We start from the raw sequence: 25,911 nt of genomic DNA, 5'->3' as shown, positions 1-25,911 counted from the left end.
TCCCGGCCTTGAAAGTGCCTAGGGCTGGCCGGCAGCCTCGGTCGCCATGATGTCGGGGATCGAGGCGCTGACAGTGCGTCCGCCGCGCCAGGAGGCGAAGGCCGCGATGAGATAGAGGATCGCCGAGAAGGTGAAGGCGAAGACGAGGCCATGCTTGAACGGTCCCGACATCAGCTCGGGGAAGAAGGCGTGGCCGGTCAGCGTATCGATGCTCTGCTGCGGCAGCGCGTGCAGCACATCGGCCGGGATCAGCTCGCCCATCGGATTGTAGCCGAGGAAGGCGGCGAACAGGCTGGCGACCGGCGGCATGTTGGCGATCTGGTGCGCGACCGCCTCCGGCACATGCTGCGCCAGCAACCCGGCCTCCATCGTCTGCGGCAGGCTGGCCGCGAGGCCGAGGATCATCAGGCTGAAGAACAGGCCGATCGACAGCACCTGTCCGGCATTGGTGGTGGTGGCGCGCATGCCCGAGGCCTGGCCGCGCTCGCGCGCCGGCACCGAGTTCATGATCTGCGTCGAGTTCGGCGCGACGAACAGGCCGGAGCCAAGTCCGTTGAGGAACAACAACGCGGCGAATACCGTGTAGGAGAAGTCGGCCGGCAACGCCATTAGCGCCACGAAACTTGCCGCGCCGACGACCATGCCGCCGACCGCGAACGGCACGCCGCCGACCCGGTCAGAGAAATAGCCGGACACCGGACCGGCGATCAGGAAGCCGACCGTCAGCGGCAGCATGAAGATGGCCGACCACAGCGGCGTCTCCTCGAACGAATAGCCATGCAGCGGCAGCCAGATGCCTTGCAGCCAGACGATCAGCATGAACTGCAGCCCGCCGCGCGCAATGCCCGAAGCCAGATTGGCGATGTTGCCATAGGCAAAACCGGGAATGCGGAACAGCTTGAGATCGAGCATCGGCTTGGCGACGCGCTGCTCGATGAACACGAAGGCGATCAGCGAGATGAAGCCGATGGCAAACAGGACAAGCACCTTCGGGCTGGTCCATGCCATGATCTGATCGCCATAGGGCTGCAGACCGTAGGTGATGGCGGTGAGGATGAGCACGAGGCCGAGCCCGAAGCTGATGTTGCCGAGCCAGTCGATCGTGTGCGTGGAGCGGTTCGGCGCATCGTGCAGCTTGAGGTACGCCCAGACCGTGCCGATGAGGCCGAACGGCACGTTGATCCAGAACACCAGCCGCCAGTCCGTGTCGGCAAGCAGGCCACCGATCAACAGGCCGACGAACTGGCCGCCGATGGCCGCCACGACATTGATGCCGAGCGCGAAGCCTCGTTCGTTTTCCGGAAAGGCATCCGTGAGAAGGGCCGTGGAATTGGCCATGATCAGGGCACCGCCGATGCCCTGGATGATGCGCACGCTGATCAGGTAGATCGCCGCGAAATCGCCCTGGCCGGGCAACAGGCTAAGTGCGATCGAGGCGGCGGTGAAGATGGCAAAGCCGAGATTGTACATTTTCGCGCGGCCGAACTGGTCGCCGAGCCGGCCGAAGGCGACGACCAGCACCGCCGTTGCGATCATGTAGCCGATGATCGCCCGGAGCAGGTAATTGATGTTGCCGGGGTCGAGTGCCTTGAGGCCGATGCCACGAAACACCGCCGGCAGGCTGATCAGCAGGATCGAACCGTTGATGGCGGCAGCCAGCATGCCGAGCGTTGTGTTGCTCAGAACCATCCATTTGTGGCTCTGTGGGCGGCTGTCTGCGGCGGTATTCATGACGGTAACGTCCGAAGGTGCTGGCATGGTTGGCGTCAGCGCTATATATGAGGATAGTCTCAGGTTTGGAAATATGAGGATGGCCTCGGAAAAAGCAAGAGCCTCGGTGTCAAATCCGCGTGCACCGCAGCAAAGAAGAGGGCGCGAGCGGGTCGCGGCACTGATGGCGAATGCAGCAATACTATTCGTCGAGAAGGGTTTCTATGCCACGACGATGACCGAGATCGCCGCCCGTGCCGGTGCGGCCATCGGCACGCTCTACCTGTTCTTCCCGACCAAGGAGGCGCTGGCGACAGCCATTCTGGCCGAACATGCGGAAAATCTCTCCACCCAACTCGACGCCTTGCAGGAGAGCGCCAAGGGCCTGGCGCCGGCTGCGATCGCCGATGCGTTGTTCGACGTGCTCGGCGACTTCCTGGCCACGCACCCGGCCTATTCAGCGCTGCTCGACCTGCCCGGCGACGATGGCTGGCGGCGCGCGATGCGGGTCCGGCGGCGCGGCCAGATCGCCGCCCTGTTCGCGCAGGCCGAACCGCCGCTGCCGGCGGGCCAGGCCGAGCGGCTCGCCGTCATCGTGCCGCAGCTGATGCGCATACCGCTGGCGCTGGTCGGTGAGAAGAAAATGCGTGACGGCGTGCTGGAGGAGTTGCGCCTGATGCTCGCCCGGCATCTGCGGGCGAGCGCGGAATAACGCGTAGCCTCAACGCAAGGCCTTCTGCCCACCCGCCGCCGTGATCACGCCAACGATAATCAGCCCGGTCAGCAGCAGGCGCACGCCGGCACTGACGCCGAACGTGTTGAGCATGGTCAAGAGCAGCACCAGGAACAGTGCCGCGCCCCAGACGCCCGGCACGTTGGCCTTGCCGCCGGCCACCGACGTGCCGCCGATGACGACGACGGCGATGGACGCCAGCAGATACTCGTTGCCGATATCGACATTGGCGCCGCGGAAATAGCCGGCGAGCAGCGCGCCGTCGATGCCGCCGAGCGCCCCCGACAGCGTGTAGGTGAGGAAGCGGATCCGGCCGACATTGACGCCGGCCAGCCACGCGGCACGGATGTTCTGGCCGATTGCCAGCACCGAGCGGCCATAGATCATGCGCTGCAGCGCGATGGCCGCGCCGATGGTGAACAGCACGGTGAGGACCGCCAGCACCGGAATGCCCAGGACCTGCGAGTTGGCGAAATCGGCGAAGCCTGGCGGCGGCTTGATCTGCAACCCGCGCCCATAGCTGATGTCGATCGACTGGATGATGAAGCTGGCCGACAGCGTGGCGATGATCGGCGGAATGCGCAGCGCCCAGATCAGCAGGTAATTGACGACACCGATCGCGGCACCGGTGGCGAGCGCCGCCAGCAGCCCGACCGCGATCATGGAATCGTTGCCGTCCATGACCTTCATGGCCACGGCGCTGGCAAGCCCGATATTGGCCGGCAGCGACAGGTCGACATTGCCTGGGCCAAGCGTGATGACGAACATCTGGCCGACGCCGACGATGACGGTGAACACCGCCAGCGACAGGGCCGCGGTGACCATGCCGCCGGCGCCATAGCCGCCGGTGAAGACGATCGTCGCCAGCCACACCAGCACCGCGCCGAGGAACGACCATATCCAGGGTCTGCCGAGCAGCGCCTTCACCGATACCATTGCCTCACCTCTCCCTGCGGCTGATCAGCACCCGCGCCGCCAGCACGATGATCAGGATGGTGCCATTGGCGGCCACCTGCCAGTCGGGTGGGATGTGCATGAAGGTGAGCAGCGGCGATGCGGCGAGCGCCAGCGTCAGTGCACCAAGCACCGCGCCGATCGGGGACACCCGGCCGCCGACGAATTCGCCGCCGCCAAGGATGACGCCGGCGATCGCCAGCAGCGTGTAGCCATTGCCGATATTGGCATCGGCCGAGGTGGTGATGCCGATCAGCGCCATGCCGGACAGCACGCCGAACAGGCCGGCCAGCGCGAACAGCACGATCTTGGTCTTGAGCAGCGACCAGCCGGCGCGCCCGAGCGCCGCCGGATTGCCACCGGAGCCGCGCAGGATCACGCCGTAGGAGGTGCGCATCAGGCCGAAATGAACGACGAGGCCGATCAGCAGCGCCGCGATGATCGGGAACGGCACGAGAGGCGGCTTGAACGCCATGATCGCCAGCAGCCAGTCCGGCGCCTTGCCGCCAGGCTTGGGCAGGACGAGGATGGCCAGACCCTGCCAGACGAAGCTCATGCCGAGCGTCACCACGATCGACGGCAGGTTGCGCAGATGGATCAGCGCGCCGAGCAGCGCATAGACGCCGATCGAGCCGAGCAGGATGGCGACGCCGATGAGCGGCGCGTCCTTCAGCCATGTCGCGGTGACGCAGCCGACGAAACCGACGAAGGTGCCGATCGACAGGTCGAGCTCGTTGCCGGCGATGACGAACATCTGCGCGATCGTCGCCAGCGCGATCGGGATCGCCAGGTTGAGCATCAGGCTGAAGCCGAAATAGCTGATGGCGCGCGGGTTGAGCCAGGCGATGGCGATCAGCACCAGCGCCAGCGACAGCGCCGGCAGCAGCCCGCGCAGCAGGCGGGCACGCGCCAGCGCTCCACGCTCGGAGGAAGCCTTAAGCCCGGTGTCGACGCTGGCGGCCGTCATCTCAGGCCGCGTCGCCGAACGAGGACTGGATGATCTTCTCTTCGGTCAATTCGTCGCGCCGCAAATTGGCGACGATCCGGCCGTTCTTGAAGACATAGATGTGGTCGCAATTGTCGAGCTCTTCGGTTTCCGTGGTGTACCAGAGGAAGGTACGGCCATTGCGGGCTTCTTCGCGCACGAGGTCGTAGACCTCCAGTTTGGTGCCGATATCGACGCCACGCATCGGGTCGTCCATCAGCACGACCTCAGCGTCGGAGCCGAGCGCACGGGCAAACAGCGCCTTCTGCTGGTTGCCGCCCGACAGCGAGAAGATGTTGTTGTTCATGTCAGGCGTGCGGATGCCGATCTTTTTTTGCCAGAACCCGGCGAGTTCGGCCTCACGCTGCGGCGAGATCAACAGCCCGTTGCGCAGGCGTGCCAGCGAGCGGATGCCGATATTCTGCGCGATCGACCATTGCGGGAAGATACCGTCCGACTGGCGGTCGCCGGCCACCAGCGCCACCGGCGCGGTCACCTCGATGCCGGCCCGGGCGCGCGACGCAGCCGCGAAGATCGCCAGCAGCAGGTCGGTCTGTCCATGTCCCGCCAACCCGGCGAGGCCGATGATTTCGCCGGCGCGGGCGACAAGCTCGGCTCCGTCCTTCTGCGCGGCGGGACGGGCCCGCACCCGCAGCGGACTGGCCTCGGGCTTGGCGGCGGCGACTTGCGCCGCGGCCTTCTGGCGCGCTTCCGCCCCGCCCATCGCCGTCACCAGCCGGTCACGGTCGAAGGCACTGGCGGCGGCGGCGACAACCACCTTGCCGTCGCGCATCACCACGATGCGGTCGGCATTCCGCAGCACCTCGCCCAGCACGTGCGAGATCAGGATGCAGCTTCTGCCGCCGGCGACGAAGCGGCGCACGAAAGCCAGCAACTGGCCGGCCGTATGCGCGTCCAGCGACGATGTCGGCTCATCGAGGATGACGAGGTCGAGCCGATCCTGGGTGACCGTGAAGGCGCGCGCCACCTCGACCATCTGGCGCCGGCCGATCGACAGGTCGCCGACAATGTCGGACGCCGAAATGCTATGCCCCGGAAAGATCTCGTCGAGCTTGGCGGCGATCAGCTCGGCCGCCTTGCGCCGCCAGCCGAAGCCGCGCAGCGAAGCGTGGTTGATGCGCGTGTTCTCGGCGACGCTGAGATTGGGACACAGCGACAATTCCTGGAAGACGCAGCGTATGCCGAGCTGCTGCGCCCGCGACACCGAGTAGTTGTCCTCGCTGCCGCCATGCACGCCGATCCTGCCGCTGTCGGGCGTCAAGGTGCCCGCCACCATGTGCATGAGTGTCGACTTGCCGGCGCCATTGTGGCCGACGAGACCGACGCACTCACCAGGGCCGACGTGAAAATCCACGCCGCCCAGGGCGCGAACGGCGCCGAAATGCTTTGCGGCGCCGTTCAGTCTGATGATGTCAGCGTTCCCCTCAGGCATGCTCAACGATATCCGCTCGGCGATACGGACGGCAACGCTGCCGCGACACTCACTTGATGTTGGCTTTGATGGCCGCGATGGCGTCTTCCTGCGTGTATTCGTGGCTGGCGACGCCGCCCTTGACGATCTTCGGCAGCTCGGCCTCGAAATCGTCCTGGGTGAAGGCCAGATACGGCACCAGCAGATCGTGCGGGATGTCCTTGCGGCCGTCGAGCACCTGCTGCGCCACCCAGAAGGCGAGCGACGACACGCCGGGCGCGATCGATGCCGACCAGGTCTTGTAGCCGTCCTTGTCCTTCTGCTCCTTCCACCACTGCAGCTCGTCCTGGCGGTTGCCCATGATGATGGTCGGGCGCGGCTTGCCGGCGGCGGCGAAGGCCTGCGCCGCGCCGTAGCCGTCACCACCCTGGTCGACGATGCCGACGACATCCGGCAGCGATGGCAGGATGGTCGCGACCGCCTTCTGCGCGGTGGTCTGATCCCAGTCGCCGGTCACCGAGCCGACGATCTTGAACTCGGGATGGGCAGCAACGCCCTCGAGGATGCCGGCATGGATGGCATCGTCGATCGAGGTGCCGGCAAGGCCGCGGATTTCCAGCAGATTGCCGCCCTTGGGCTGGAACTTGGCCATCTGTTCGACTTCCTGCTTGCCCATGTCCTTGAAGTCGACGACGACGCGATAGGCGCAAGGTTCGGTGACGGTTCCGTCGAAGGACACGACGGTGATGCCGGCGTCGCAGGCCTGCTTGATGGCGCCGTTGAGTGCGTCGGGCGAAGCGGCATTGATGACGATCGCGTCATAGCCCTGCAGGATCAGGTTCTGCACCTGCGCCGCCTGCGTCGGCACTTCCTTGTCGGCGGTGGTGAAGATGTCGGCGGCGCCAACCACCTTGTTGGCCACCGCTTTCTTGGTGACGATGCCATAGCTGTCGAGCATCGCCTGCCGCCACGAATTGCCGGCATAGTTGTTGGAAAAGGCGATCTTCTTGCCACTGGTGTCGGCAAGTGCCGTGCCCGAGGCGAGCATTGCCGCCAGGGCGCTCAAGACGATTAGTTTCTTCATGTCGTATCCTCCCAGATGTTGACTGCTGCAGTTCCTGCCGGCTTTGATCCCGGCCTCACTCCCAACCTGATTTGAGCACGGATGGTCGCGAGCTCAAAACAGTCTTAATCCCGGCACGCGCACCCTGAGCCGGTAAAGCGATGTCGACGCGGCGATGTAGAGGCTCCTCAGATCGTCGTCACCGAACGTGAAGTTCGCGCAGGGTTCCGGCGTCCGGATGACGCCAAGAATGGCACCCGACGCATCGAAGACATGAATGCCGCCGGGGCCGGTGCAATAGACATTGCCGCGGCTGTCGATCTTCATGCCGTCGGGCGCTCCCGGTCCGTCACCCTCGGTCACTGCCCATACCGCGCCGCCGTTGAGGTCGCCGTTCACTTCCACGCCGAACACCCTGATATGGCCGCGCTCGGTGTCGTTGATGAACAGCCGCGACTCGTCCAGCGAGAAGCAAAGCCCGTTCGGCTGGATGAAATCGTCGGCCAGCAATGTCAGCCGGGCGCCGTCGCTATCGATGCGGTAGACGCCCTGGAACGTCAGCTCCTGGCGACGTGGCACACCGTAGAATTCCATCCTGCCGTAGCCCGGATCGGTGAAGTAGATCGATCCGCCGGTGGCAACGACGATGTCGTTCGGGCTGTTGAGTTGCCTGTCCTGGTGATGTGTGGCGAGCACCGTCACGCTGCCGTTGGGCTCGGCGCGGGTCACCCGGCTCGTCGCGTGCTCGCAAGTGACCAGCCGCCCCTGGCGGTCCAGCGTGTTGCCATTGGCCTTGTGGCTCGGCTCGCGGAACAGCTCGATTTCGCCCTCCGCATGGCGCCGGTAGATGCGGCTTTCCGGAATGTCGCTGAACACCAGCCATTTCTCGTAAGGGTGCCACGCCGGCCCTTCGAGGAAACCGAAGCCGCTCGCCAGCATTTCGATCGTCGCATCGCCGACGACGTCGTCGAAGCCTGATTGGCGGGGGCGCGCCAGCGCCGACATCACTGGCCCCTGGCGGCGCAAACAGCCGTGCGAATCCGCATGGTGACGAATGGCATGAGCGCTTCCCCGATATGGTCTTTTTATGAGGTCGAGCGTAGTTGCGGCGCCGGCGTGGCGATACGGGTCAAAGCGCACGGCCGACTGTGCGTTTGCACAGTCGTGGCGGTTGGAGTCAGTGATCCGGCGGGGCCTGGGCCAGCCAGGCATCGAGCCGGTCCTGTTCGCGGCGCAGCGCGTCGATGTTGATCAGGCCGCGCGCCATGGCCAGATAGATCGCCCGTGTCCGCGAGTTGAACACGGAAGCGTCGCTTGCGCCGTCCTCCGCCGGCACGATGCCGAGCTTGTCGTAGACATGCTTGATGCGGCTCTGGGCACCACGGATCGACAGGCCGCGACGCGCCGCGATGGCGCGGTCGGTCAGGCCGAGCGCGATGTCGATCAGGCTTTCATATTCGCCGTCGGTGATGCCCTCGAACCGATCCTGGACGCGGTGCTGGATGCCGCGTATCTCGCGGTCGATGATGCAATGGCCTTCGCGGAAAACGCCGCGCAGGGCCGACCGCATGCCCTCCTCCGTCGCCGACTTGAGCACGTAGCCATAGACCGAACCCGGCGGCACGATGCGTGCCACCCCGCGTACATAGGCCTCGTCGGCGAAATTCGACCAGAACAGGATGTGCGTGCCGGCGCGGCGGTTCCAGATCGCCCTGGCAACCTCGATTCCCGTCGCCTTCGGCATCTGCAGGTCGAGCACGACATGCGGCGGCTCGCGCTCGGCGGCGAGGTTGATGGCGTCCTCGCCATCGCTCGCTTCGATCACCTCGACGTCGCCGGGCCACAATTGCTCGACGGTGCGGCGCGCGAATGTGCGGTGCAGCCCGTCATTCTCGGCGATCATCACAAGCATCACACACCCTCCGGCACGGCCCGCGGCGCGTGCTCTACTTCAGCCGCCGCATGGGGCAATTCCCGGGACGGCTGGCGGTCTATCTCGATGACGACACGCGTGCCGCCACCCTTGCGGCTGGCTTGACCGATGCGCAGCCGCGCCCCGATAAGAGCCGCCCGCGTGTGCATGTGGCCAATGCCGCCATGGGCGGCCGGATCAACAGTGCCGCATCCCTGGCCGTCATCGGTCACGATCACCCGCAGCATGCTCGCCGTCGACGCCAGCAGCACGTCGATGCGGCGCGGCGTGGCGTGGCGGACCGCATTGTTGATCGCTTCCTGCACGATCCTGTAAAGCGCGGTGCGGACCGGCTCGGGCAGGCTGTCGGCGCTGCCGTCGCTGGTGTCGGCGATGCGCACGGCAATCGGCGGCTTGGCCCTGGCGACACTGCGGTTGAGATGCGCCTCGACGGCGTCGCGCAGGCCGAACAGTTCAAGCACGCTCGGCCGCATGTCGTCGACGATGTGGCGCAGTTCCGTCAGGCAGCCGGCGACCTCCTGCTCGAGGTCGGCAAGCTGCGCCGCCCGCGCCACGCCCTGGCCGCGCAAGGCCGAAAGCTGGCGCGCGATGCGGGCGAGGTCGGCAAGCGTCTGGTCGTGCAGGTCCATGGCCATGCGCCGGCGCTCGCGCTCCATGCCTTCGGTCAGTTGCGAGGCGCCGACCCGCAGCAGTTCGACGCGATTGCGCGCTTCGCTCTCGGCAAGCATGGCCCGGCGCGCCTCCTCGGTCTGGATCAGCGCGAAGATATAGGGCGCGATCAGATCGGCGCATTGCTGGGCGACCTCGACATCGGCAAGCGTGTAGCAGCCGACCTCATGCCGGCTGATGTTGAGGGCGCCGATGATGCCGCCGCGCGCCCTGAGCGGCACGATGATGCGGCTGCGCAGCCTTGCAGCGAAGATCGGTTCGTCGAACGCCCCCGTGAAGTGGAAGCGCTGGTCGAAAAGAGCATCGTCCGCCAGCAGATAGGGCACCTCGCCCCACAGCACCGACCGGATCGGGCTGCCCTCCACCGGATGCTGCGACAGCTCGCTCCAGCTGGTGTGGAAGCCGGCTTCATAGCAGGCATGCATGCGCCGATCGTGCGACAGCACCGCCAGGTCGATATGATTGTGCGGAATGAGCGTACTGATCTCGATGGCCGTTGCGCGGAACGCCGTACCGGTATCGATGTGGCCGGCCAGCGCCCGCGAAATGGCAAGCAGCCGGTCGATCAGTATGGGAGATACTTCCGACATGGTTTTGCGACCTCCCATGACAACTGAACGGACCACGCCGGGCCAGCCGCGGCTCCCGTGCCCGAGCGCGCTGCCGATCCTCGATTTTCGCCAAGCCTCCCTGCCGTGGGAATAGTGGACATCTACGAACGGTGCTGTCAACGACGCCCCCATTGCGACGGTCGATCAACTTGCGGTGCAATGATTGAAAAGGGTTCGCGTCCTGGTCTAGGGAAGGGGCCAGGAGACCGAAACCGAATGCCAGTGACGCCAACCGTTGCTCCGGGCGCCCCGGGAATTCCGGCACGCTGGACGTCAAGCGCCAAGAGCGGCGTCGGAACCTCCCTTTCACCCGCCGGCCGGATCTGGTTCACGATCAGCCACGGCATTCTCAACGAGGTCTACTATCCGCGCGTCGACAGCGCCTGCACGCGCGACCTGGGTCTGATCGTCACCGGCCCCGACGGCTACTTCTCGGAAGAAAAACGCGACGCGGCGCACGCCATCGAACCGTTCGAGGATGGCGTGCCCGCCTACCGGCTGGTCAACACCGCGACCGACGGCGCCTACCGGATCGAAAAGCGCATCCTCGCCGACCCGGCCCGCCCCGCCTTGCTGCAGGAGATCACCTTCACGCCGCTCAAGGGTGCGTCCAGCGACTACCGCGTCTACGCCTTGCTGGCGCCGCATCTGGTCAACGCCGGCATGGGCAACACCGCCTGGGTCGGCGACCACAAGGGAAAGCCGGTGCTGTTTGCCTCGGGGCGCGGCATCTGCCTGGCGCTGGCCTCGTCGCTGCCATGGGCAAGCTGCTCGGCCGGCTATGTCGGCTTCTCCGATGGCTGGCAGCAACTCCACAATACCGGGGAACTCGACCCGGCTTGCCAACGGGCCGAGGACGGCAATGTCGCGCTGACCGGCGAAATCGGCTTTTCCGGCGTGAAGACAACGGCTTTGCTGGCTCTTGGCTTCGGCGCAACCTCTGACGAGGCTGCTGAAAATGCCTTCGCCAGCCTGAAGCGCGGCTTTGCGGCGACGGCCGGGTCCTACGTCCGGAACTGGCGCGCCTGGCAGGCCGGCCTGCTGCCGCTGGACCGGCATGGCGCATCCGGGATCAACTTCTATCGCGTCTCGACCGCGGTTCTGGCGACACACCGCTCGACCGCCGTGCCGGGCGCCGCGGTCGCCAGCCTGTCGATCCCATGGGGCTTCAACAAGGGCGACGACGATCTCGGCGGCTACCATCTGGTCTGGCCGCGCGATCTGGTCGAAACGGCGGGCGGCTTTCTCGCCGCCGGCGATGCCGCGTCGGCCCTGCGGATTCTGGGCTATCTGCGCTCCATCCAGCAACCGGATGGACACTGGCCGCAGAACGCCTGGCTCGACGGGTCGGCCTATTGGCCCGGCATCCAGATGGACGAATGCGCCTTTCCGCTGCTGCTGGCCGACGCGCTGCACCGCGCCGGGCACTTGCCGCGCGCCAGGCTCTCCACCTTCCTGCCGATGATCGAGCGCGCCGCCACCTATGTCGTGCGCAACGGACCCGTGACCGGCGAGGACCGCTGGGAAGAAGATGCCGGCTACAGTCCGTTCACGCTTGCCGTCGAGATCGCCGCGCTGCTTGCCGCGGCGGACCTGCTCGACGCCTGCGGCAAGAAAGACGCGGCGGCCTATCTGCGCGAGACCGCCGATGGCTGGAACGACCAGGTCGAGCGCTGGACCTACGTCACCGGCACGGCAATCTGCGAGGAAACCGGCGTCGATGGTTACTACGTCCGCATCGCGCCACCCGACAGCGCCGAGGCCGGCTCGCCGAAGGACGGCTATGTCCCGATCAAGAACCGGCCGCCCGGCGATACGGATCGGCCCGCCGAGGAAATTGTCAGCCCCGACGCGCTGGCGCTCGTCCGCTTCGGCCTGCGGGCGGCCGACGACCCGCGCATGATCGACACCGTCAAGGTCATCGATGCGCAATTGCGCTGCGATCTGCCGCAAGGACCGCTCTGGTACCGCTACAATGGCGACGGCTACGGCGAGCACGAAGACGGCGCGCCTTTCGACGGCACCGGCCAGGGCCGGCCGTGGCCGCTGCTCGCCGGCGAACGCGCCCATTACGAGCTGGCGGCGGGGCGCATGGACAAGGCGGCCGGCCTGCTGGCGGCGCTGGAAGGCTCGGCCGGGTTTGGCGGCCTGTTGCCGGAGCAGGTCTGGGACGGCGCCGACCTCGCCGAGCGCGAATTGCTGCATGGCCGCCCCTCGGGCAGCGCCATGCCGCTGGTCTGGGCACATTCGGAGCATATCAAGCTCCTGCGCTCGCTGCGCGACGGCGCTGTCTTCGACATGCCGCCGCAAGGCCCCAAGCGCTACATCGAGGACAGGACCGTATCGCCGTTCAGGACCTGGCGGTTCAACCACAAGATCCGTACGCTCCCCGTGGGCAAGACGCTGCGCATCGAGCTGCTGGCCGCGGCGACGGTTCGCTGGAGCACCGACAACTGGGCGACGGCCAGCGACAGCCAGACAAGAGAGAACGCTTTCGGCATCCATCTTGCCGATCTGCCGGTGTCCGGCCTCCCCGGCGCAACCACGCTCACCTTCACTTTTTTCTGGCCCGGGACCGGCGATTGGGAGAATGTCGACTTCTCCGTCATATCAACCGGGCAGGATAGCCGGTAAATCCTTCCTCTCCAAACCCAGCAAATCTCTAGGAAACAGGGACGAAACCATGCAGATCGGAATGATGGGACTGGGACGGATGGGCGCCAACATGGTCCGGCGCCTGATGCGCGACGGCCACCAATGCGTCGTCTACGACATCAACCCCGCCAGCGTGGCGGCGCTGGTGGCCGATGGCGCATCCGGAGCGGCATCGATGGCGGAATTCGTCGGCAAGCTCGCCAAGCCGCGCTGCGTCTGGCTGATGCTGCCGGCCGCGATCACCGGCAAGATCGTCGATCAGGTGGCGGCCCTGATGGAACCCGGCGACATCATCATCGATGGCGGCAATTCCTACTATCACGACGATGTCGATCGCGCGGCCAGGCTCAGGGACAAGGGCCTGAACTATGTCGACGTCGGCACCAGCGGCGGCGTCTGGGGTCTCGATCGCGGCTACTGCCTGATGATCGGCGGCCCTGACGAAGCGGTCCGGCATCTCGATTCGGTATTCGCCACGCTGGCGCCCGGTACCGATGCCGGCGCGCCCGCCCCGGACAAGGCAGCCGGCACCGCACCCTTCGGCTATCTCCATTGTGGCCCGAGTGGTGCTGGCCATTTCGTCAAGATGGTTCACAACGGCATCGAATACGGCGTCATGGCCGCCTATGCCGAGGGCATGAACATCCTCAAGGCCGGCAATGCCGGCAAGGTCAAGCGCGACGCCGACGCCGAGACCAGCCCGCTGCAGAACCCCGAATATTACCAGTTCGACATCGACCTCGCCAACGTCGCCGAGGTCTGGCGGCATGGCAGCGTCATCGGCTCATGGCTGCTCGACCTCACCGCCAGCACGCTGAAGTCAGATGCATCGCTGGCGAACTTTGGCGGCCGCGTCTCGGATTCCGGCGAAGGCCGCTGGACGCTGAAGGCGGCGATCGATACCGGCGTGCCGGCGCCGGTGCTGTCCTCGGCGCTGTTCGACCGCTTCTCCTCGCAAGGCGAATCCGAATTCGCCGACAAGCTGTTGTCCGCCATGCGCTATGCGTTCGGCGGCCATGTCGAGAAGCCGAAGGCCGGATCGTGACGGCGGCAGGGGAGACACGCGCATGAGCCAGGAACGGTCCGACACGCTGGTGCTTTTCGGAGCCACCGGCGACCTCGCCCACAAGAAGATATTTCCGGCGCTCTACCAGATGGTCGCCAAGGGCACGCTCAGCGAACCGGTGATCGGCGTCGCGTTCGATGCCTGGGATTTGAAGCAGCTGCAGGCGCGCGCCCGCGACGGCATCGTCAATGCGCTCGGCAAGATCGACGACAAGGTGTTTGCCAAGCTCGCGTCCCTGCTTCGCTACGTCAGCGGTGACTATCGCGATCCGGCCACTTTCGAGAGGCTGAAGGGTGCGCTCGGCGGCGCCCAGCGGCCGCTGCATTACATGGCGGTGCCGCCGACCATGTTCGAGACGGTCGTCCAGGGGCTGGAGCAATCGGGCACGGCGCACGGCGCGCGGCTGATGGTGGAAAAGCCGTTCGGCCACGACCTGCAGTCGGCGCGCTGGTTGAACCGGGTCCTGCACCTGGTGTTCGACGAACAGTCGATCTTCCGCATCGACCACTATCTCGGCAAGGAAGCGATCCAGAACCTGCTCTATTTCCGCTTCGCCAATTCCCTCCTCGAGCCGATCTGGAATCGCAACTTCGTCGAAAGCGTGCAGATCACCATGGCCGAGGATTTCGGCGTCGAGGGGCGCGGCCGCTTCTATGACGATGTCGGCTGCATCCGCGACGTCATCGAGAACCATCTGCTCAACATCCTGCTGCTGCTGGCCATGGAGCCGCCGGTCGGCCGCTCCGCCGACGACCTGATCGACGAGAAGGTGCAGGTGCTGCGCGCGATCCGGACACTGACGAAAGACGATGTCGTGCGCGGTCAGTTCAAGGGCTATCTCACCGAGCCCGGCGTGGCGCCGAATTCGCCGGTCGAAACCTTCGCGGCGGTGCGCTTCTTCGTCGACACATGGCGCTGGCGGGATGTGCCGTTCTTCATCCGCGCCGGCAAGAACATGCCGGTTCATGTCACCGAGGTGGTGGTGCGGCTGAAGCGGCCGCCGCTCGACGTCTTCGATCCGATCAAGCCCGCCGACCAGAACTACGTGCGCTTCCGCATCGATCCGCAGGTGGTGATCGCCATCGGCGCCCAACGCAAGGCGTCCGGCGACGACATGATCGGCGAGCAGGTCGAACTGACGGCGCTCGACGACAGCAAGGCCGACATGCCGCCCTATGAACGGCTGATCGGCGATGCCATGAACGGCAATGGTCAGCTGTTCACCCGCCAGGACGCCAGCGAACTTGCCTGGCGCATCGTCGGCCCGGTGCTTGGCGACACCACGCCACCGCACATCTACGAGCCGGGAACATGGGGCCCCGCCGATGTCATGAGCGGGTTCGGGCCGCCCAACGGCTGGATCGATCCGGTGAAGTGAGAGGATGACGCGATGACCAAAGCGGTGAAACAACCAGCATCGGATGTCGAAAAGATCGTGCTTTCGATCGATATCGGCGGTTCGCACGTCAAGATCCTGACCAGCGCCGGCGGCGCGGAGTGCCGCGCCGACTCCGGTCCCGGCCTGACGCCGCAGCAGATGGCCGAGGCGGTAAGGAAGCTCGCCGAGGGCTTGTCATACGACGTCATCTCCATGGGCTATCCTGGCCCGGTCACCCACAACAGGCCGTTGGCCGACCCCGCCAATCTCGGCAAGGGTTGGGCCGGCTACGATTTCGCCGCGCAGTTCGGCAAACCGGTGAAGGTGGTCAATGACGCTTTGATGCAAGCCATCGGCAGTTACGAGGGCGGGCGCATGCTGTTCCTCGGGCTGGGAACCGGTCTTGGCGCGGCGATGATCGTCGACAATGTCGCCCAGCCGATGGAAGTCGGCCACCTCCCCTACAAGAATGGCAAGAGTTTCGAGGACTATATCGGCGAACGCGGCCTGGAAAAGCGCGGCAAGAAGAAGTGGCGCAGACATGTCTTCGACGTCGTCGACCGGCTTCGCGCGGCCATGCAGCCGGACTATGTCGTCATTGGCGGCGGCAATGTCGACAAGCTCGATGAATTGCCCGCCGACAGCAGACGCGGCGATAACACACGCGCCTTCGAAGGCGGGTTTCGCCTGTGGCGAGACAAGGCGTTGATCGTCTGATATTGTTACTGTTTAGTATAGTTGTTCAAAATAACGTGTGTCGCCACACCAAGTCATTGCGTTGCGCAGATTTGCCGACTAGGAATTCCGCGCCTCAGTAACGCAGCTCGTCCCGCGAACGCCCAAACGACGCGGTAGCATTTTGATTTGCGCATGATCCTTTCCGGAAATCGAATCCGATTTTCAGGTCATTCGCCTTGGACGGAGAGATAGATTGACCGACGACCACGACAGCGCCCGCAAAGACATCGACCTTCTCGAACTGACCGCTCACATCGTGTCCGCTTACGTCGAGAAGAACCGCTTGCCCGCTTCCGGCCTGCCCGATCTCATCGCCAGCGTCAGCACGTCGATAAGCGGGCTCGGCAGGCCGGTGGTCCCGGTGGCGGCGCCGCTGGTCCCCGCGGTCAACCCCAGGAAGTCGGTCACGCCGGATTTCATCATCTGCCTCGAGGACGGCAAGAAGTTCAAATCCCTGAAGCGTCATCTCGGCGTGCATTTCGGCCTGACGCCGGACGCCTATCGCGCCAAATGGGGCTTGCCCGCGGACTACCCGATGGTCGCCCCCAACTATGCGGCCTCGCGCTCGCTGCTGGCGAAGTCGATCGGGCTCGGCCGCAAGGCCGCCCCGGTGAAGGCACCCGCCAAGGGCAGGAAGGCCAAGGCCTCGGCCTGAGCCGATGGTCTGATCTGCACCCAGCACTGGCAGGCGAAACACATCCAACGCCTGCCAGGCGCTATATGTATTCCGATCCCATCTGCTCCCGCGCATATCGCGTTGGCGCCATGCCGACATGGCGGGTGAATGCCACGCTGAACGTGCTCGCGGAGCCGTAGCCAACGCGTTCCGCAACGGAACCGACACCACCCTCGTTTCGGCGCAACAGATTCTTTGCCAGCGCCATGCGCCAGCCCAGCAGATATTCCATCGGGGCGACGCCCACCGCTTGCTTGAACCGCTCGAAGAACGCCGAGCGGGAAAGAGCCGCCTCTTTTGCCAATTGCGCGACGGTCCAGGATCGGGTCGGGCTCTCGTGCATTCGTCGTAGTGCTGCGGCGAGACGCCCGTCGGCAAGCCCGCGCAGCAGACCTGGCGACGCCTCCGTCTCGGCCGTGGAACGGAGCGCTTCGATGAGCAGGACCTCGAGAAGGCGTGCCAGGATGACATCCCGCGCCGGCCGCTGCTCCCTGGATTCGTCGCCCACCAGCTGCACGAGCGTGGCGAGCCTGCGTTCGCCGCGAATGTGCACGAGTTGCGGGAGCAGCGAAACCAGCAACGCTGCATCAGGCGAACCAAAGACGCAGTAGCCGACGAGCAAGCGAACATCGGGTGGGCCGCTTTGAGTGCCGAGCCTGAATTCGTCGTGCAGCAAAGCGACTGGCGAAGTCTCGATGTCCTCCAGTATCGGCGGCTCGAGGCTCGACATGGCGAAGCCATACGCCGAGGGGATCAGCACGAAGTCGCCCGCCTGGAGTGTGATCGGCTCGTGTCCGTCGACCTTGAGGCGCGAGGACCCCTCGACGATCGCACAGTAGAAGGGTTGCCCGGCTTCCGAGCGCCGGACACGCCAGCAACCAGCTCCAAGGACGACTTTCGAGAATCGGGCTCGGGGTTGAAGCAGCGTGACCATCTCTGCGAGAGGATCAACCATTTCCGGACTCCTGCAAATGATATCTGGACCTTCTATCGTAGCTAGTCCTGCGGATGCACTCTACCCTTCCCAGCACTGCAATCAACCACAGGAGTCCCCCATGAAGACCGTCCTGATTACCGGATGCTCGTCCGGATTCGGTCTGAAAACCGCCCGCTACTTCCTCGACCGCAATTGGAATGTCGTTGCATCGATGCGCACGCCACGCGACGACGTCCTGCCCCGCTCCGGGCATCTGCGCGTGCTTGCCCTCGATGTCACCGATCCTGAAAGCGTTCTCCAGGCCGTGGATGCCGCTGGACCGATCGATGTTCTGGTCAACAATGCGGGCATTGGCGTGCTGAACGCCCTTGAGGGCACTTCCATGGAAACCGCCCGCGACGTCTTCGAGACAAACACCTTGGGAACGATCGCGATGACGCAGGCGGTGCTGCCACAGTTCAGACAACGCAACGCCGGTGTCGTCGTGAACGTCACATCGAGTGTGACACTGAAGCCGCTGCCGCTGCTTTCCGTCTATACCGCAAGCAAGGCGGCGGTGAATGCGTTTACCGAGTCGCTTGCGCTTGAGCTTCGGCCGTTCAACATCCGAGTGAACCTGGTGCTGCCGGGACGGGCTCCAGAGACCCGTTTCGGTGAGAACGCACGGCCCCGGATGCAGGTCCCCGATGCTTATGCCGGCTTCACGCGGAGCGTCTTCACCGAAATGAGCCAGTCTCAAACGGTGACTCGGGCGCTTGACGTAGCAGAAGCGGTATGGAGCGCGGCGAACGACCCCTCGTGCCCGATACGCTTGGCCGCCGGCGCCGACGCTTTGGCGCTGGCCTAGTCTAGTCAGCTCAACTGGACAGAAGCCTGCCGGCGAATCCGCCTTGGCAGGCTTCACGTTTTTGTGGCTTGGATAACCGGACAGGTTCTTTGGGGGGTGAAGCAATGAACTACACCAGGATGGTGATCGAGAAAGAGGCGCCGGAGGAGTACGGCTACGACCGGATCCGCTATAATCTCTCCGAAAGTTCGATCGCCGACCAGAAGCTCTCCGACATCGGCCTGTCCCTGCCCGATCTCACGCTGTTCTACGGCGAGCATCGCGGCGACAAGGAGTTGCGCGCGCTGATCGCGGCGCAGGACGCCGGCGTCTCGCCGGATGATGTCCTGGTCACCGCTGGTGCCGCCGGCGCGCTGTTCATCATCTCGACCTCGCTTTTGTCGGCGAGCGACCATCTGGTCGTCATCAGGCCCAACTACGCCACCAACATCGAAACCCCGAGGGCGATCGGCTGCGCCATCGGCTTTGTCGACCTGGCCTTCGAGGACGGCTTCGCCATCGATGTCGAACGCGTCAAGGCGGCCATCCAGCCGAACACCAGGCTGATCAGCGTCACCTGCCCGCACAACCCGACCGGCACGATGATGAGCCGAACCGAACTCGACGCGCTGGTGGCGATCGCCGAGGCCAGCGGCTGCCATCTGCTGGTCGACGAGACCTACCGCGATCTCTCCTATGGCAAGCGCCTGCCCTCGGCGGCCTCGCTGAGCCCGCGGGCGATCAGCGTCTCGTCCCTGTCCAAGGCCTTCGGCATTCCCGGCATCCGCATCGGCTGGCTGATCACCAGGGATGCGGCGCTCCAGGAAAAATTCCTCGCCGCCAAGGAGCAGATCGGCATCTGCGGCAGCGTCATCGACGAAGGCATCGCGCGCGGCATGCTGGAGCGCCGGGACACCTTCCTGGCAACGCTGTTGCCCGAAATGGCCAAGCGCCGCGACATCGTCCAGGCCTGGATCGACAACGAGCCGCTGGTCGACTGGGTACGGCCGGAAGGCGGCGTCGTCGGCTTTCCCCGTCTGAACGTCGATGCCGGCTTCGACCTCGACCGGTTCTATGTGAACCTGCTGGAGACCCATGGCACCTATGTCGGACCCGGCCACTGGTTCGAAATGCCGAAGCGCTTCTTCCGCGTCGGCTTTGGCTGGCCGACGGAGGCGCAATTGCGGGGCGGGCTCGATGCCATTTCCGCTGGGCTGCGCGGGTAAACTTCGCGTGCGATCCGCCGGACAGGCCGAAAAATTCTTGATCGCCTCCTGATTTTGACGCACATCCCGCCGCGAACTTTGTTAGAAGTTCCATTGGCCGGACCAGCGCCCATCGTGGAAGTGCCCCGCCAACCGATGCCATCGCAACGGGGCCTCCGTCCATGACTGCCGCACGAACCTCGCCGGACCAGCGCTACGCCGCGTTCCGCCACCGCCCTTTCCTGAGCTATTGGGCGGCGCGTTTCCTCACCACATTCGCCACCATGATCGTTTCCGTCGCGGTCGGCTGGCAGATGTATGACCTGACCCGCGATCCGCTCGATCTCGGTCTGGTCGGCATCGTCCAGTTCCTGCCGTCGCTGGTGCTGGTGCTGGTCACCGGCGTCGTCGCCGACCGCTTCGGCCGCCGGCTGATCATGGCGCTGGCGGTGCTGCTCGAAGCCATCTATGCCCTGGCGCTGCTGCTCCTGACGCTGCGCGGCATCAGCGGACCGCTGCCGATCTTCGCCGTGCTCGCCATGTTCGGCGTCGCCCGCGCTTTTTTCGGCCCGGCATCAGCCTCGCTGTTCGCCAATCTGGTGCCGCCGCAGGATTTCGCCAACGCCATCGCCTGGAATTCCTCGGCCTGGCAGACGGCCACCATCGTCGGCCCGGTCGCCGGCGGCCTGCTCTACGGCGTGTCGGCCGAAGTCGCCTATGGCACCGCCGCTGCGCTCATGCTTGCCTCCGGACTGCTGATCTTCACCATCCCGAAGCCCTCGCAGCGCACGGAAACCGAGAAGCCGACGCTGCAGAACCTGTTCGGCGGTTTCAGCTACATATGGAGCGAGAAGATCGTGCTTGGCGCCATCTCGCTCGATCTGTTCGCTGTGCTTTTGTCCGGCGCTTCGGCGCTGCTGCCGGTCTACGCGCGCGACATCCTGCAACTCGGCCCCTGGGGCCTCGGCCTGCTGCGCTCGGCCCCCGGCGTCGGCGCCATCTGCGTCGCCATCTGGCTGGCCGGCCATCCGATCCGCAACCACGCGGGGCTGATCATGCTCGGCTTCGTCGCGGCGTTCGGCGCCTTCACCGTGCTGTTCGGCCTGTCGACCATCACCTGGCTGTCGATCGTCGCACTCGCCTGCCTTGGCGCCACCGACATGTTCAGCGTCTACATCCGGGAAACCTTGATTCAGCTGTGGACGCCCGACCATGTGCGCGGCCGCGTCAACGCCGTCAACCAGGTCTTTGTCGGCGCCTCCAACGAGGTCGGCGAATTCCGTGCCGGCACGATGGCGGCGTTGATCGGCACGGTGCCGGCTGTCGTGGTCGGCGGCGTCGGCGCGATCGTCGTCGCCGGGCTATGGATGGTGCTGTTCCCGCAACTGCGCAAGGTCCGCCATCTCGACGGGCGAAACTGAATCAACGCCGGATCCAGGCCGCTGGATCCGACGCTCAGGCCAATCAGGCTGCGCCGACTTACGGCTGATTTTTGGGCCGTAAGTTGAACGTCCGTTGTTGCGCAGCGTCGACCGGAAAGCTGCCTTTAGGCTGTGGACCTCGAAATCCCTGCATGTGGTGTGAGATTGAAGTCGAGTGCACGGGCTGGACGCGGACGCACTTCTATGGGGAGCCGGGCAAGGGCGCGAAACGCCCGAAGCACTGCAAGCAAGTACCAAACCGTATGAGCACGAGTAGTGGCCCCTGCAATCTCTCCGCTCTCTCGTGGGGCACCGACTAGAGAGTGTCAGACCACTTCCGGAAGGCACGCGGTACATAGGTCCACGGCCGGATGGCGTTCACCCCTAACGACTTCCAGCGAGAAATTCCATTTGTTGTTCACTCGGGGGCAAAGCCCGGTTCCTATTTTTCTAGAGGGACGATGGGCAGACAAGCCAAGTTCGAACCAAGACTTGAGAGCTGCAGTCGCTGCTTCCCTACCTTCGGGCTATTAGCGCTTCGTTTGGAGGTGCTCTTTCTAGCCTCTTGAGCAGACCCTTGCGCACAGGCCGGTCTTGAGTGGAATGAACATTCGAGACACGATAGCGTGCTAGGCCGTCACGTCAGAGCGGCTCGGGCAGGAAACCAAGTTGCTCAAGCGCCCCCGGCCATTGCCGTCGGCAAGGGCCCTACGGACACGCGCTGTCGATTCAAAAAAAACATTGCGACACGGCTGTGTGTAATTGTTCGCATTCAAACGACTTTACGACGCTATTTTTGCGCCCTCTCACTTGGTGATGGTGGAGGAAATCATGGAATCGCCCGAGCAGCACGCCGTCGAGATCATTCGCGACAAGAAATGGACTGTCCGCGTTACCGCCTACGGCAACACGCTGACAGTCCCATTCGAGGCTGAAGGTCACGCACGCTCCTATGCGGATGGCCAGGCGTTCCGGCTTGGCGTCGAAGTGGCGGAACGCAAGAAGAGCGCCTGAAAAGTCCAACGATCACTTGTCGGGCGGTCGTCAGAGATCGACCTTAGCATTGTCGCCCACATCCGGATTGGAGCCGGTGAGGGCCGCTAACGCCATCTTTGCCGTTGCAACGACCAGTCCAGGGCTGTCCCACAATTCGCCTTCGTCCGGCTTGACCGTTATCAGACGGATCTCGGGATCGTGGGCATTGTCCCACCAAGCCGCGTCGGTTTTCTCCCAAAGCTCGGCAATTTTCTTCCTGTCATTGGTCACAGCGGCGGGACCGGAAATGGTGACGTATTTGTAGTGGCTGCTGTCGCTCCAGGCCAATGTCACTTTCGGATAGGCCGACAGCTGCTTGTTCTTGGCGCTGTCATCATTGACGAGGAAGTAGATGGCGCTTTCTTCACGCGAGACGCGCGCGGAGAGCGGTCGAGCGCGATTGTATTCGCCGTCCCAGGTCACGAACATGCAGACGTCGATTTGCTTGGCGAGTTCCCAGATGCGGTCCGTCGCCTCGGCGGGTGTCAGCTCTGTCTTTTGCTCTCGACGCTTGGCCATAACATGTCCTCCAGGGTGAATGCGATCGCTTAAAACTTGCGTAACGCAGCGACGTTCCACCGTGAGTCCACCAAATCTCCCCGAGGTCGCGGCTAGCTCGCGATCCTACCCTATCTCCGACTGAAACCACCTCGGTCACCAACGTGGCATTGTGTTGTGGATTTTCGAATCTCGGGCATTTTGCAAATGGCTATCAAGCTACCTTTGGTGAACTACCATCGCTAACTTTGAGTCGGGCCAGGCGGCTCCAATAGTGGTCTTGCGTCGTCGCATTTGCCCTCGGTCACCACGACCAGCAGTAAACGATCGATCGAAGAACCGTTTTGGGTCGATAGTTGACCGTTGGAAATTCGAGCAACCACGACCCACAGCCCTGTGCTTGGATGTCGGCTTTGGGGAGCGGTAAAAACTAATCTAAACTTCCGAGAAGAGGCGCAAAGCGGCCGTCCACGCCTCAGCAGACGTGAGTCGCCTTCGGGATCAAGCTCGGCCGTTCAGAGTAATTGGGTTTTACTCTTGCCACCTACCGGCTTGCCGAAGATCATGCGCAGGAATTCATCCAGCCAGCGCTTGAGATGCATGTCCCAGATCAGCCGGCCGCCGAGATGATCGCGGCCGGGCTGCGCGCCCGGCAGTTCGAAACGGTGGGCGCCGCGCACCACCCAGCGCTGCATCATCATCCGGGTCAGTTCGCCATGGAACTGGATGCCCCAGGCATTGTCGCCATAGCGGAAGGCCTGGTTGGGATAGGTCTCCGCCGTCGCCAGCAGCGTCGCGTCGCTGGGCAGCGAGAAGCCCTCGCGATGGAACTGGTAGACCATCTCCGGCCAGTGCATCAGGTTCCTGCCGGCCTCGGTCGCCTTCAGCGGATACCAGCCGATCTCGACCAGCCCTTCGCCGTGACCCTCGACCCTGCCGCCGAGATGGTTGACCAGCATCTGCGCGCCCAGGCAGATGCCGAGGAACGGCCGGTTCTCCTTGAGCGGTATCTCCAGCCAGTTGGTCTCGCGGCGGACAAATTCGTCCTCGTCATTGGCGCTCATCGGCCCGCCGAACACCACCGTGCCGGCATGGCCATCCAGCGTTTCCGGCAAGACATCGCCAAGCGGCGGCCGGCGGATGTCGAGATCGAAACCCTCTTCCATGAGCATGTGGCCGACGCGTCCGGGGCTCGAATTCTCCTGATGCAGCACGATCAGGATCCTGGGCTTCGAACTCGTTCTGAGCGGCATGGGAAGGCGAAAACCCTATTCGTCTGCGGATGTTCCGGTGGCGCCCGGTGCCTGCGCCGCTGCCTTGCGGCGCGCCTCGATGCGGTCTCGGCGTTCGACGCCGATCAGCTCGGCGACGCGCCAGACGGTGTTGTCTTCCAATTCATGCAGTTCGCCATCGGCATAGACGATCTCCCACATCAGGCCGATGAAAGCCTTGCGCGCATCGGCATCGAGGTGACGCTTGAGCACGCTGGTGAAGGCATAGAGATCGATCGCTTCATTGTCGGCCCGCTCGCCGGCCGCGGCCAGCGCTTCGAGTTCGGCGCCACTGATCGAGTAGCTCTCCCCCAGCACCGCCTTGAACCGTTCCCACTCGACATCCTGGCGCACACCATCGGCATTCATCACATGGTAGAGAAGCGCCGACGCGGCGATGCGCGGGTCGTCCGTGCTGGCGCGCGTGCCGGAGCCGGTCGGCAAATCCTTCAGAAATGATAGAACGCGTTCAAACATCAATTCATTCCCAAACAGCCGGACAATCGACCCGGTTTAAAACAGGCGGAAGCGGCGCGGCGATTTTTCCGCTTCTTCATCCGGATCGACGCCGGGATCGTCCGGCAACCGCGCAAGTTCCTCGGCCGGCTCGACGGCCTCGGCATCGGCCGGCACCGCGGCGAAGGCTGCCGCCGTGATCGGCCTGACATGGTCCTCGTGGCTCTCGGCTTCCTTGCCCGCTGCCGTGCGCGGACCGGTGTCATCGATCACCTCGACCGGCCTTTCGCTGGCCGGCTTTGCCAGCGCTTCAATGACCGGTACCGGACCGGCTGATGCATCTTCGTGGCTGTCGATCAGCTGACCGAGCCGCTCCATCGGCGCCCGCCACTCGAAGGCGTCGAGCCTGCCGGTGACCGGCGATACCGGAGCCCAGCGCTCGGAAACAACGCCGTCGGCGACCCAGGCCGGATCGCGTGGCGCCCGTACCGCCTTGGACAAGAGCTGCCGCACCTTGCCCTGATCGCCGGTCTCGGCCTCCTCGATGTCGGCCAGGAGCAGATAGGCGCCCTCGCGGCGGTCCATCCTGATCGCGGCCTCGGCCTCGCGGCGGGCGGTCGAAAAATCCTGCGCGTCGAGAGCGGCGCGCGCCACCGTCATCGACGACTCCGCGTGGTTCTTCTTCATCTCCTGCAGCTTCTTCGCCCGGTTGAGGCGGTCGAGCACGGCATCGCCCGGCCTTGCATGGGTATAGAGCTCGGCGATCTCTGGGTGCGGCTCGGCCTTCCACGCCGTCTCGAGGATTTTCGAGCCCTTGCGAACGTCGTTCTGCTTGAACAGCGCCGCGGCGGCGGCAACGGCGGCGGGCGCGAACTCCGGCCGCAACCGGTTGGCCTCGATCGCCGCGGTCCTGGCAGCAGTGGGATCGCTGCCGGCAAGCGCCTGCGCCTTGGCGGTCAACAGCACGGCGCGGCGGCGGTTGGCGGCGTCGCGTTCGATCTGCCGTGTCGATTTCTGCGCGTCGACCAGTTTCAGGGCCCCGTCCCAATCGCCGCGCGCGGTCAGCTCTTCCAGCGTCGATTCGGCCGCCCAGGCCAGTTGCGGCGCCACGGCGGCGGCACGGCCGGCGTAATGCCTGGCGGCGTTGCGGTCGCCGAGGCGTTCGGCTTCCAGATAGAGCCCGCGCAGGCCGAGCAGCCGCATTTCGGGATCGTCGAGCATGCTCTCGAACTTCTGCCGCGCGCCTTCATGATCGCCTTCGAGCAGCGAAGCCTGCGCCTCGAGCAGATGGATCAGCGGCTCCTGGTCGGAACGGATCAGCTTGGCCGCTTCCTTGGTCTTCTTGCGCGCCAGCGCGCCGTCGCCGGCGCCGGCGGCGATCATACCGGTCGACAACGCCTGATAGCCACGGTCGCGGCGGCGCACGCGGAAATAGCGCGAGATGGTATAGGGGCTGTTCCACAGCGACTTGACCAGCCACCAGAAGATCATCACCGCGGCAACGACGGCAACGACGGCCACCGCCGCCACCATCAGGCTGACCTGGTATTGATAGCCATTGAAGGTGACGACCATGTCGCCCGGCCGGTCGGCCAGCCAGGCAAAACCCAGTCCGAGCGCGAAAACGACGATGAGGAAGGCGAGCAGGCGGATCATTGT

The 25,911-nt window shown here is 64.7% G+C and carries 23 protein-coding genes; 10 read left to right on the top strand and 13 right to left on the bottom strand.

Annotation, left to right across the window (positions count from 1 at the left end; translation table 11 throughout):
• Window positions 1-18: 18 nt before the first annotated feature.
• Window positions 19-1,731: an MFS transporter gene (locus OOJ09_RS08390; protein WP_269904735.1), complete on the bottom strand. Its 1,713-nt coding sequence runs from the start codon at window positions 1,729-1,731 to the stop codon at window positions 19-21.
• Window positions 1,732-1,894: 163 nt separating this feature from the next.
• Here OOJ09_RS08390 and OOJ09_RS08385 point away from each other — a divergent pair, with 163 nt between their 5' ends.
• Window positions 1,895-2,422, top strand: a complete 528-nt coding sequence (locus tag OOJ09_RS08385; protein WP_269904734.1) for a TetR family transcriptional regulator — start codon at window positions 1,895-1,897, stop codon at window positions 2,420-2,422.
• 9 nt (window positions 2,423-2,431) lie between these two features.
• On the opposite strand, the gene OOJ09_RS08380 is transcribed toward OOJ09_RS08385, so the two are convergent.
• The 7 genes from OOJ09_RS08380 to OOJ09_RS08350 form a co-directional block, all read right to left on the bottom strand.
• Complete coding sequence (locus OOJ09_RS08380; RefSeq protein WP_269904733.1) at window positions 2,432-3,379, bottom strand: ABC transporter permease; 948 nt, start codon at window positions 3,377-3,379, stop codon at window positions 2,432-2,434.
• A gap of 4 nt (window positions 3,380-3,383) precedes the next feature.
• Window positions 3,384-4,364 (bottom strand): ABC transporter permease, encoded by a 981-nt coding sequence (locus OOJ09_RS08375; protein WP_269904732.1) that lies wholly within the window; start codon window positions 4,362-4,364, stop codon window positions 3,384-3,386.
• A 1-nt stretch (window position 4,365) separates the two neighbouring features.
• Entirely contained in the window at window positions 4,366-5,835 is a 1,470-nt protein-coding gene (locus OOJ09_RS08370) for a sugar ABC transporter ATP-binding protein (RefSeq protein ID WP_269904731.1), read from the bottom strand.
• Between the two features lie 49 nt (window positions 5,836-5,884).
• Window positions 5,885-6,898: a substrate-binding domain-containing protein gene (locus OOJ09_RS08365; protein WP_269904730.1), complete on the bottom strand. Its 1,014-nt coding sequence runs from the start codon at window positions 6,896-6,898 to the stop codon at window positions 5,885-5,887.
• A 93-nt stretch (window positions 6,899-6,991) separates the two neighbouring features.
• On the bottom strand, window positions 6,992-7,882 hold the full coding sequence (locus OOJ09_RS08360) for an SMP-30/gluconolactonase/LRE family protein (protein WP_269904729.1): 891 nt from the start codon (window positions 7,880-7,882) through the stop codon (window positions 6,992-6,994).
• A gap of 172 nt (window positions 7,883-8,054) precedes the next feature.
• Window positions 8,055-8,789: a response regulator transcription factor gene (locus OOJ09_RS08355; RefSeq protein WP_269904728.1), complete on the bottom strand. Its 735-nt coding sequence runs from the start codon at window positions 8,787-8,789 to the stop codon at window positions 8,055-8,057.
• Window positions 8,789-10,069 carry a sensor histidine kinase gene (locus tag OOJ09_RS08350; RefSeq protein WP_269904727.1) on the bottom strand — a complete coding sequence of 427 codons (1,281 nt, stop codon included), beginning with the start codon at window positions 10,067-10,069 and terminating at the stop codon, window positions 8,789-8,791. The genes OOJ09_RS08355 and OOJ09_RS08350 overlap by 1 nt, the downstream gene beginning before the upstream one ends.
• Before the next feature lie 237 nt (window positions 10,070-10,306).
• Here OOJ09_RS08350 and OOJ09_RS08345 point away from each other — a divergent pair, with 237 nt between their 5' ends.
• From OOJ09_RS08345 to OOJ09_RS08325, 5 genes are all read left to right on the top strand, one after another.
• A complete protein-coding gene (locus OOJ09_RS08345; RefSeq protein WP_269904726.1) occupies window positions 10,307-12,724 on the top strand; it encodes a glucan 1,4-alpha-glucosidase in 2,418 nt (805 codons plus the stop codon).
• 49 nt (window positions 12,725-12,773) lie between these two features.
• Window positions 12,774-13,790 (top strand): phosphogluconate dehydrogenase (NAD(+)-dependent, decarboxylating), encoded by a 1,017-nt coding sequence (gnd, locus tag OOJ09_RS08340; protein ID WP_269904725.1) that lies wholly within the window; start codon window positions 12,774-12,776, stop codon window positions 13,788-13,790.
• Between the two features lie 22 nt (window positions 13,791-13,812).
• On the top strand, window positions 13,813-15,189 hold the full coding sequence (zwf, locus tag OOJ09_RS08335) for a glucose-6-phosphate dehydrogenase (RefSeq protein ID WP_269904724.1): 1,377 nt from the start codon (window positions 13,813-13,815) through the stop codon (window positions 15,187-15,189).
• A 12-nt stretch (window positions 15,190-15,201) separates the two neighbouring features.
• Window positions 15,202-15,906, top strand: a complete 705-nt coding sequence (locus OOJ09_RS08330) for an ROK family protein (protein ID WP_269904723.1) — start codon at window positions 15,202-15,204, stop codon at window positions 15,904-15,906.
• 214 nt (window positions 15,907-16,120) lie between these two features.
• On the top strand, window positions 16,121-16,582 hold the full coding sequence (locus OOJ09_RS08325; protein WP_269904722.1) for a MucR family transcriptional regulator: 462 nt from the start codon (window positions 16,121-16,123) through the stop codon (window positions 16,580-16,582).
• A gap of 61 nt (window positions 16,583-16,643) precedes the next feature.
• Here the strand turns inward: OOJ09_RS08325 and OOJ09_RS08320 are convergent, their stop codons facing one another.
• On the bottom strand, window positions 16,644-17,558 hold the full coding sequence (locus OOJ09_RS08320; RefSeq protein ID WP_269904721.1) for an AraC family transcriptional regulator: 915 nt from the start codon (window positions 17,556-17,558) through the stop codon (window positions 16,644-16,646).
• Window positions 17,559-17,658: 100 nt separating this feature from the next.
• Between OOJ09_RS08320 and OOJ09_RS08315 the strand changes: the two genes are divergently transcribed.
• The 4 genes from OOJ09_RS08315 to OOJ09_RS08300 all read left to right on the top strand — a co-directional run bounded on the left by OOJ09_RS08315 (window position 17,659) and on the right by OOJ09_RS08300 (window position 22,006).
• Window positions 17,659-18,387, top strand: coding sequence for an SDR family oxidoreductase (locus OOJ09_RS08315; RefSeq protein WP_269904720.1), 729 nt, complete (start codon window positions 17,659-17,661; stop codon window positions 18,385-18,387).
• A 104-nt stretch (window positions 18,388-18,491) separates the two neighbouring features.
• Window positions 18,492-19,592, top strand: coding sequence for a pyridoxal phosphate-dependent aminotransferase (locus tag OOJ09_RS08310; protein ID WP_269904719.1), 1,101 nt, complete (start codon window positions 18,492-18,494; stop codon window positions 19,590-19,592).
• A 161-nt stretch (window positions 19,593-19,753) separates the two neighbouring features.
• Window positions 19,754-20,992, top strand: a complete 1,239-nt coding sequence (locus tag OOJ09_RS08305; RefSeq protein WP_269904718.1) for an MFS transporter — start codon at window positions 19,754-19,756, stop codon at window positions 20,990-20,992.
• A gap of 831 nt (window positions 20,993-21,823) precedes the next feature.
• Window positions 21,824-22,006 carry a hypothetical protein gene (locus OOJ09_RS08300; RefSeq protein WP_269904717.1) on the top strand — a complete coding sequence of 61 codons (183 nt, stop codon included), beginning with the start codon at window positions 21,824-21,826 and terminating at the stop codon, window positions 22,004-22,006.
• A 30-nt stretch (window positions 22,007-22,036) separates the two neighbouring features.
• On the opposite strand, the gene OOJ09_RS08295 is transcribed toward OOJ09_RS08300, so the two are convergent.
• From OOJ09_RS08295 to OOJ09_RS08280, 4 genes are all read right to left on the bottom strand, one after another.
• The gene (locus OOJ09_RS08295) at window positions 22,037-22,606 is read right to left on the bottom strand and encodes a pyridoxamine 5'-phosphate oxidase family protein (protein ID WP_269904716.1); all 570 of its coding nucleotides are present in this window, start codon (window positions 22,604-22,606) and stop codon (window positions 22,037-22,039) included.
• Window positions 22,607-23,040: 434 nt separating this feature from the next.
• A complete protein-coding gene (locus tag OOJ09_RS08290) occupies window positions 23,041-23,778 on the bottom strand; it encodes a glutamine amidotransferase (RefSeq protein ID WP_269904715.1) in 738 nt (245 codons plus the stop codon).
• Between the two features lie 15 nt (window positions 23,779-23,793).
• The gene (locus tag OOJ09_RS08285) at window positions 23,794-24,273 is read right to left on the bottom strand and encodes a TerB family tellurite resistance protein (protein ID WP_269904714.1); all 480 of its coding nucleotides are present in this window, start codon (window positions 24,271-24,273) and stop codon (window positions 23,794-23,796) included.
• A 36-nt stretch (window positions 24,274-24,309) separates the two neighbouring features.
• A complete protein-coding gene (locus tag OOJ09_RS08280; protein ID WP_269904713.1) occupies window positions 24,310-25,908 on the bottom strand; it encodes a heme biosynthesis protein HemY in 1,599 nt (532 codons plus the stop codon).
• Window positions 25,909-25,911: the final 3 nt, after the last annotated feature.

Origin of the sequence: Mesorhizobium qingshengii, from assembly GCF_027563465.1 — a bacterium.
GTDB lineage: Bacteria > Pseudomonadota > Alphaproteobacteria > Rhizobiales > Rhizobiaceae > Mesorhizobium > Mesorhizobium qingshengii_A.
The sequence above is the reverse complement of the archived record's forward strand: the minus strand, read 5'-3'. Positions and strand labels throughout refer to the sequence as shown.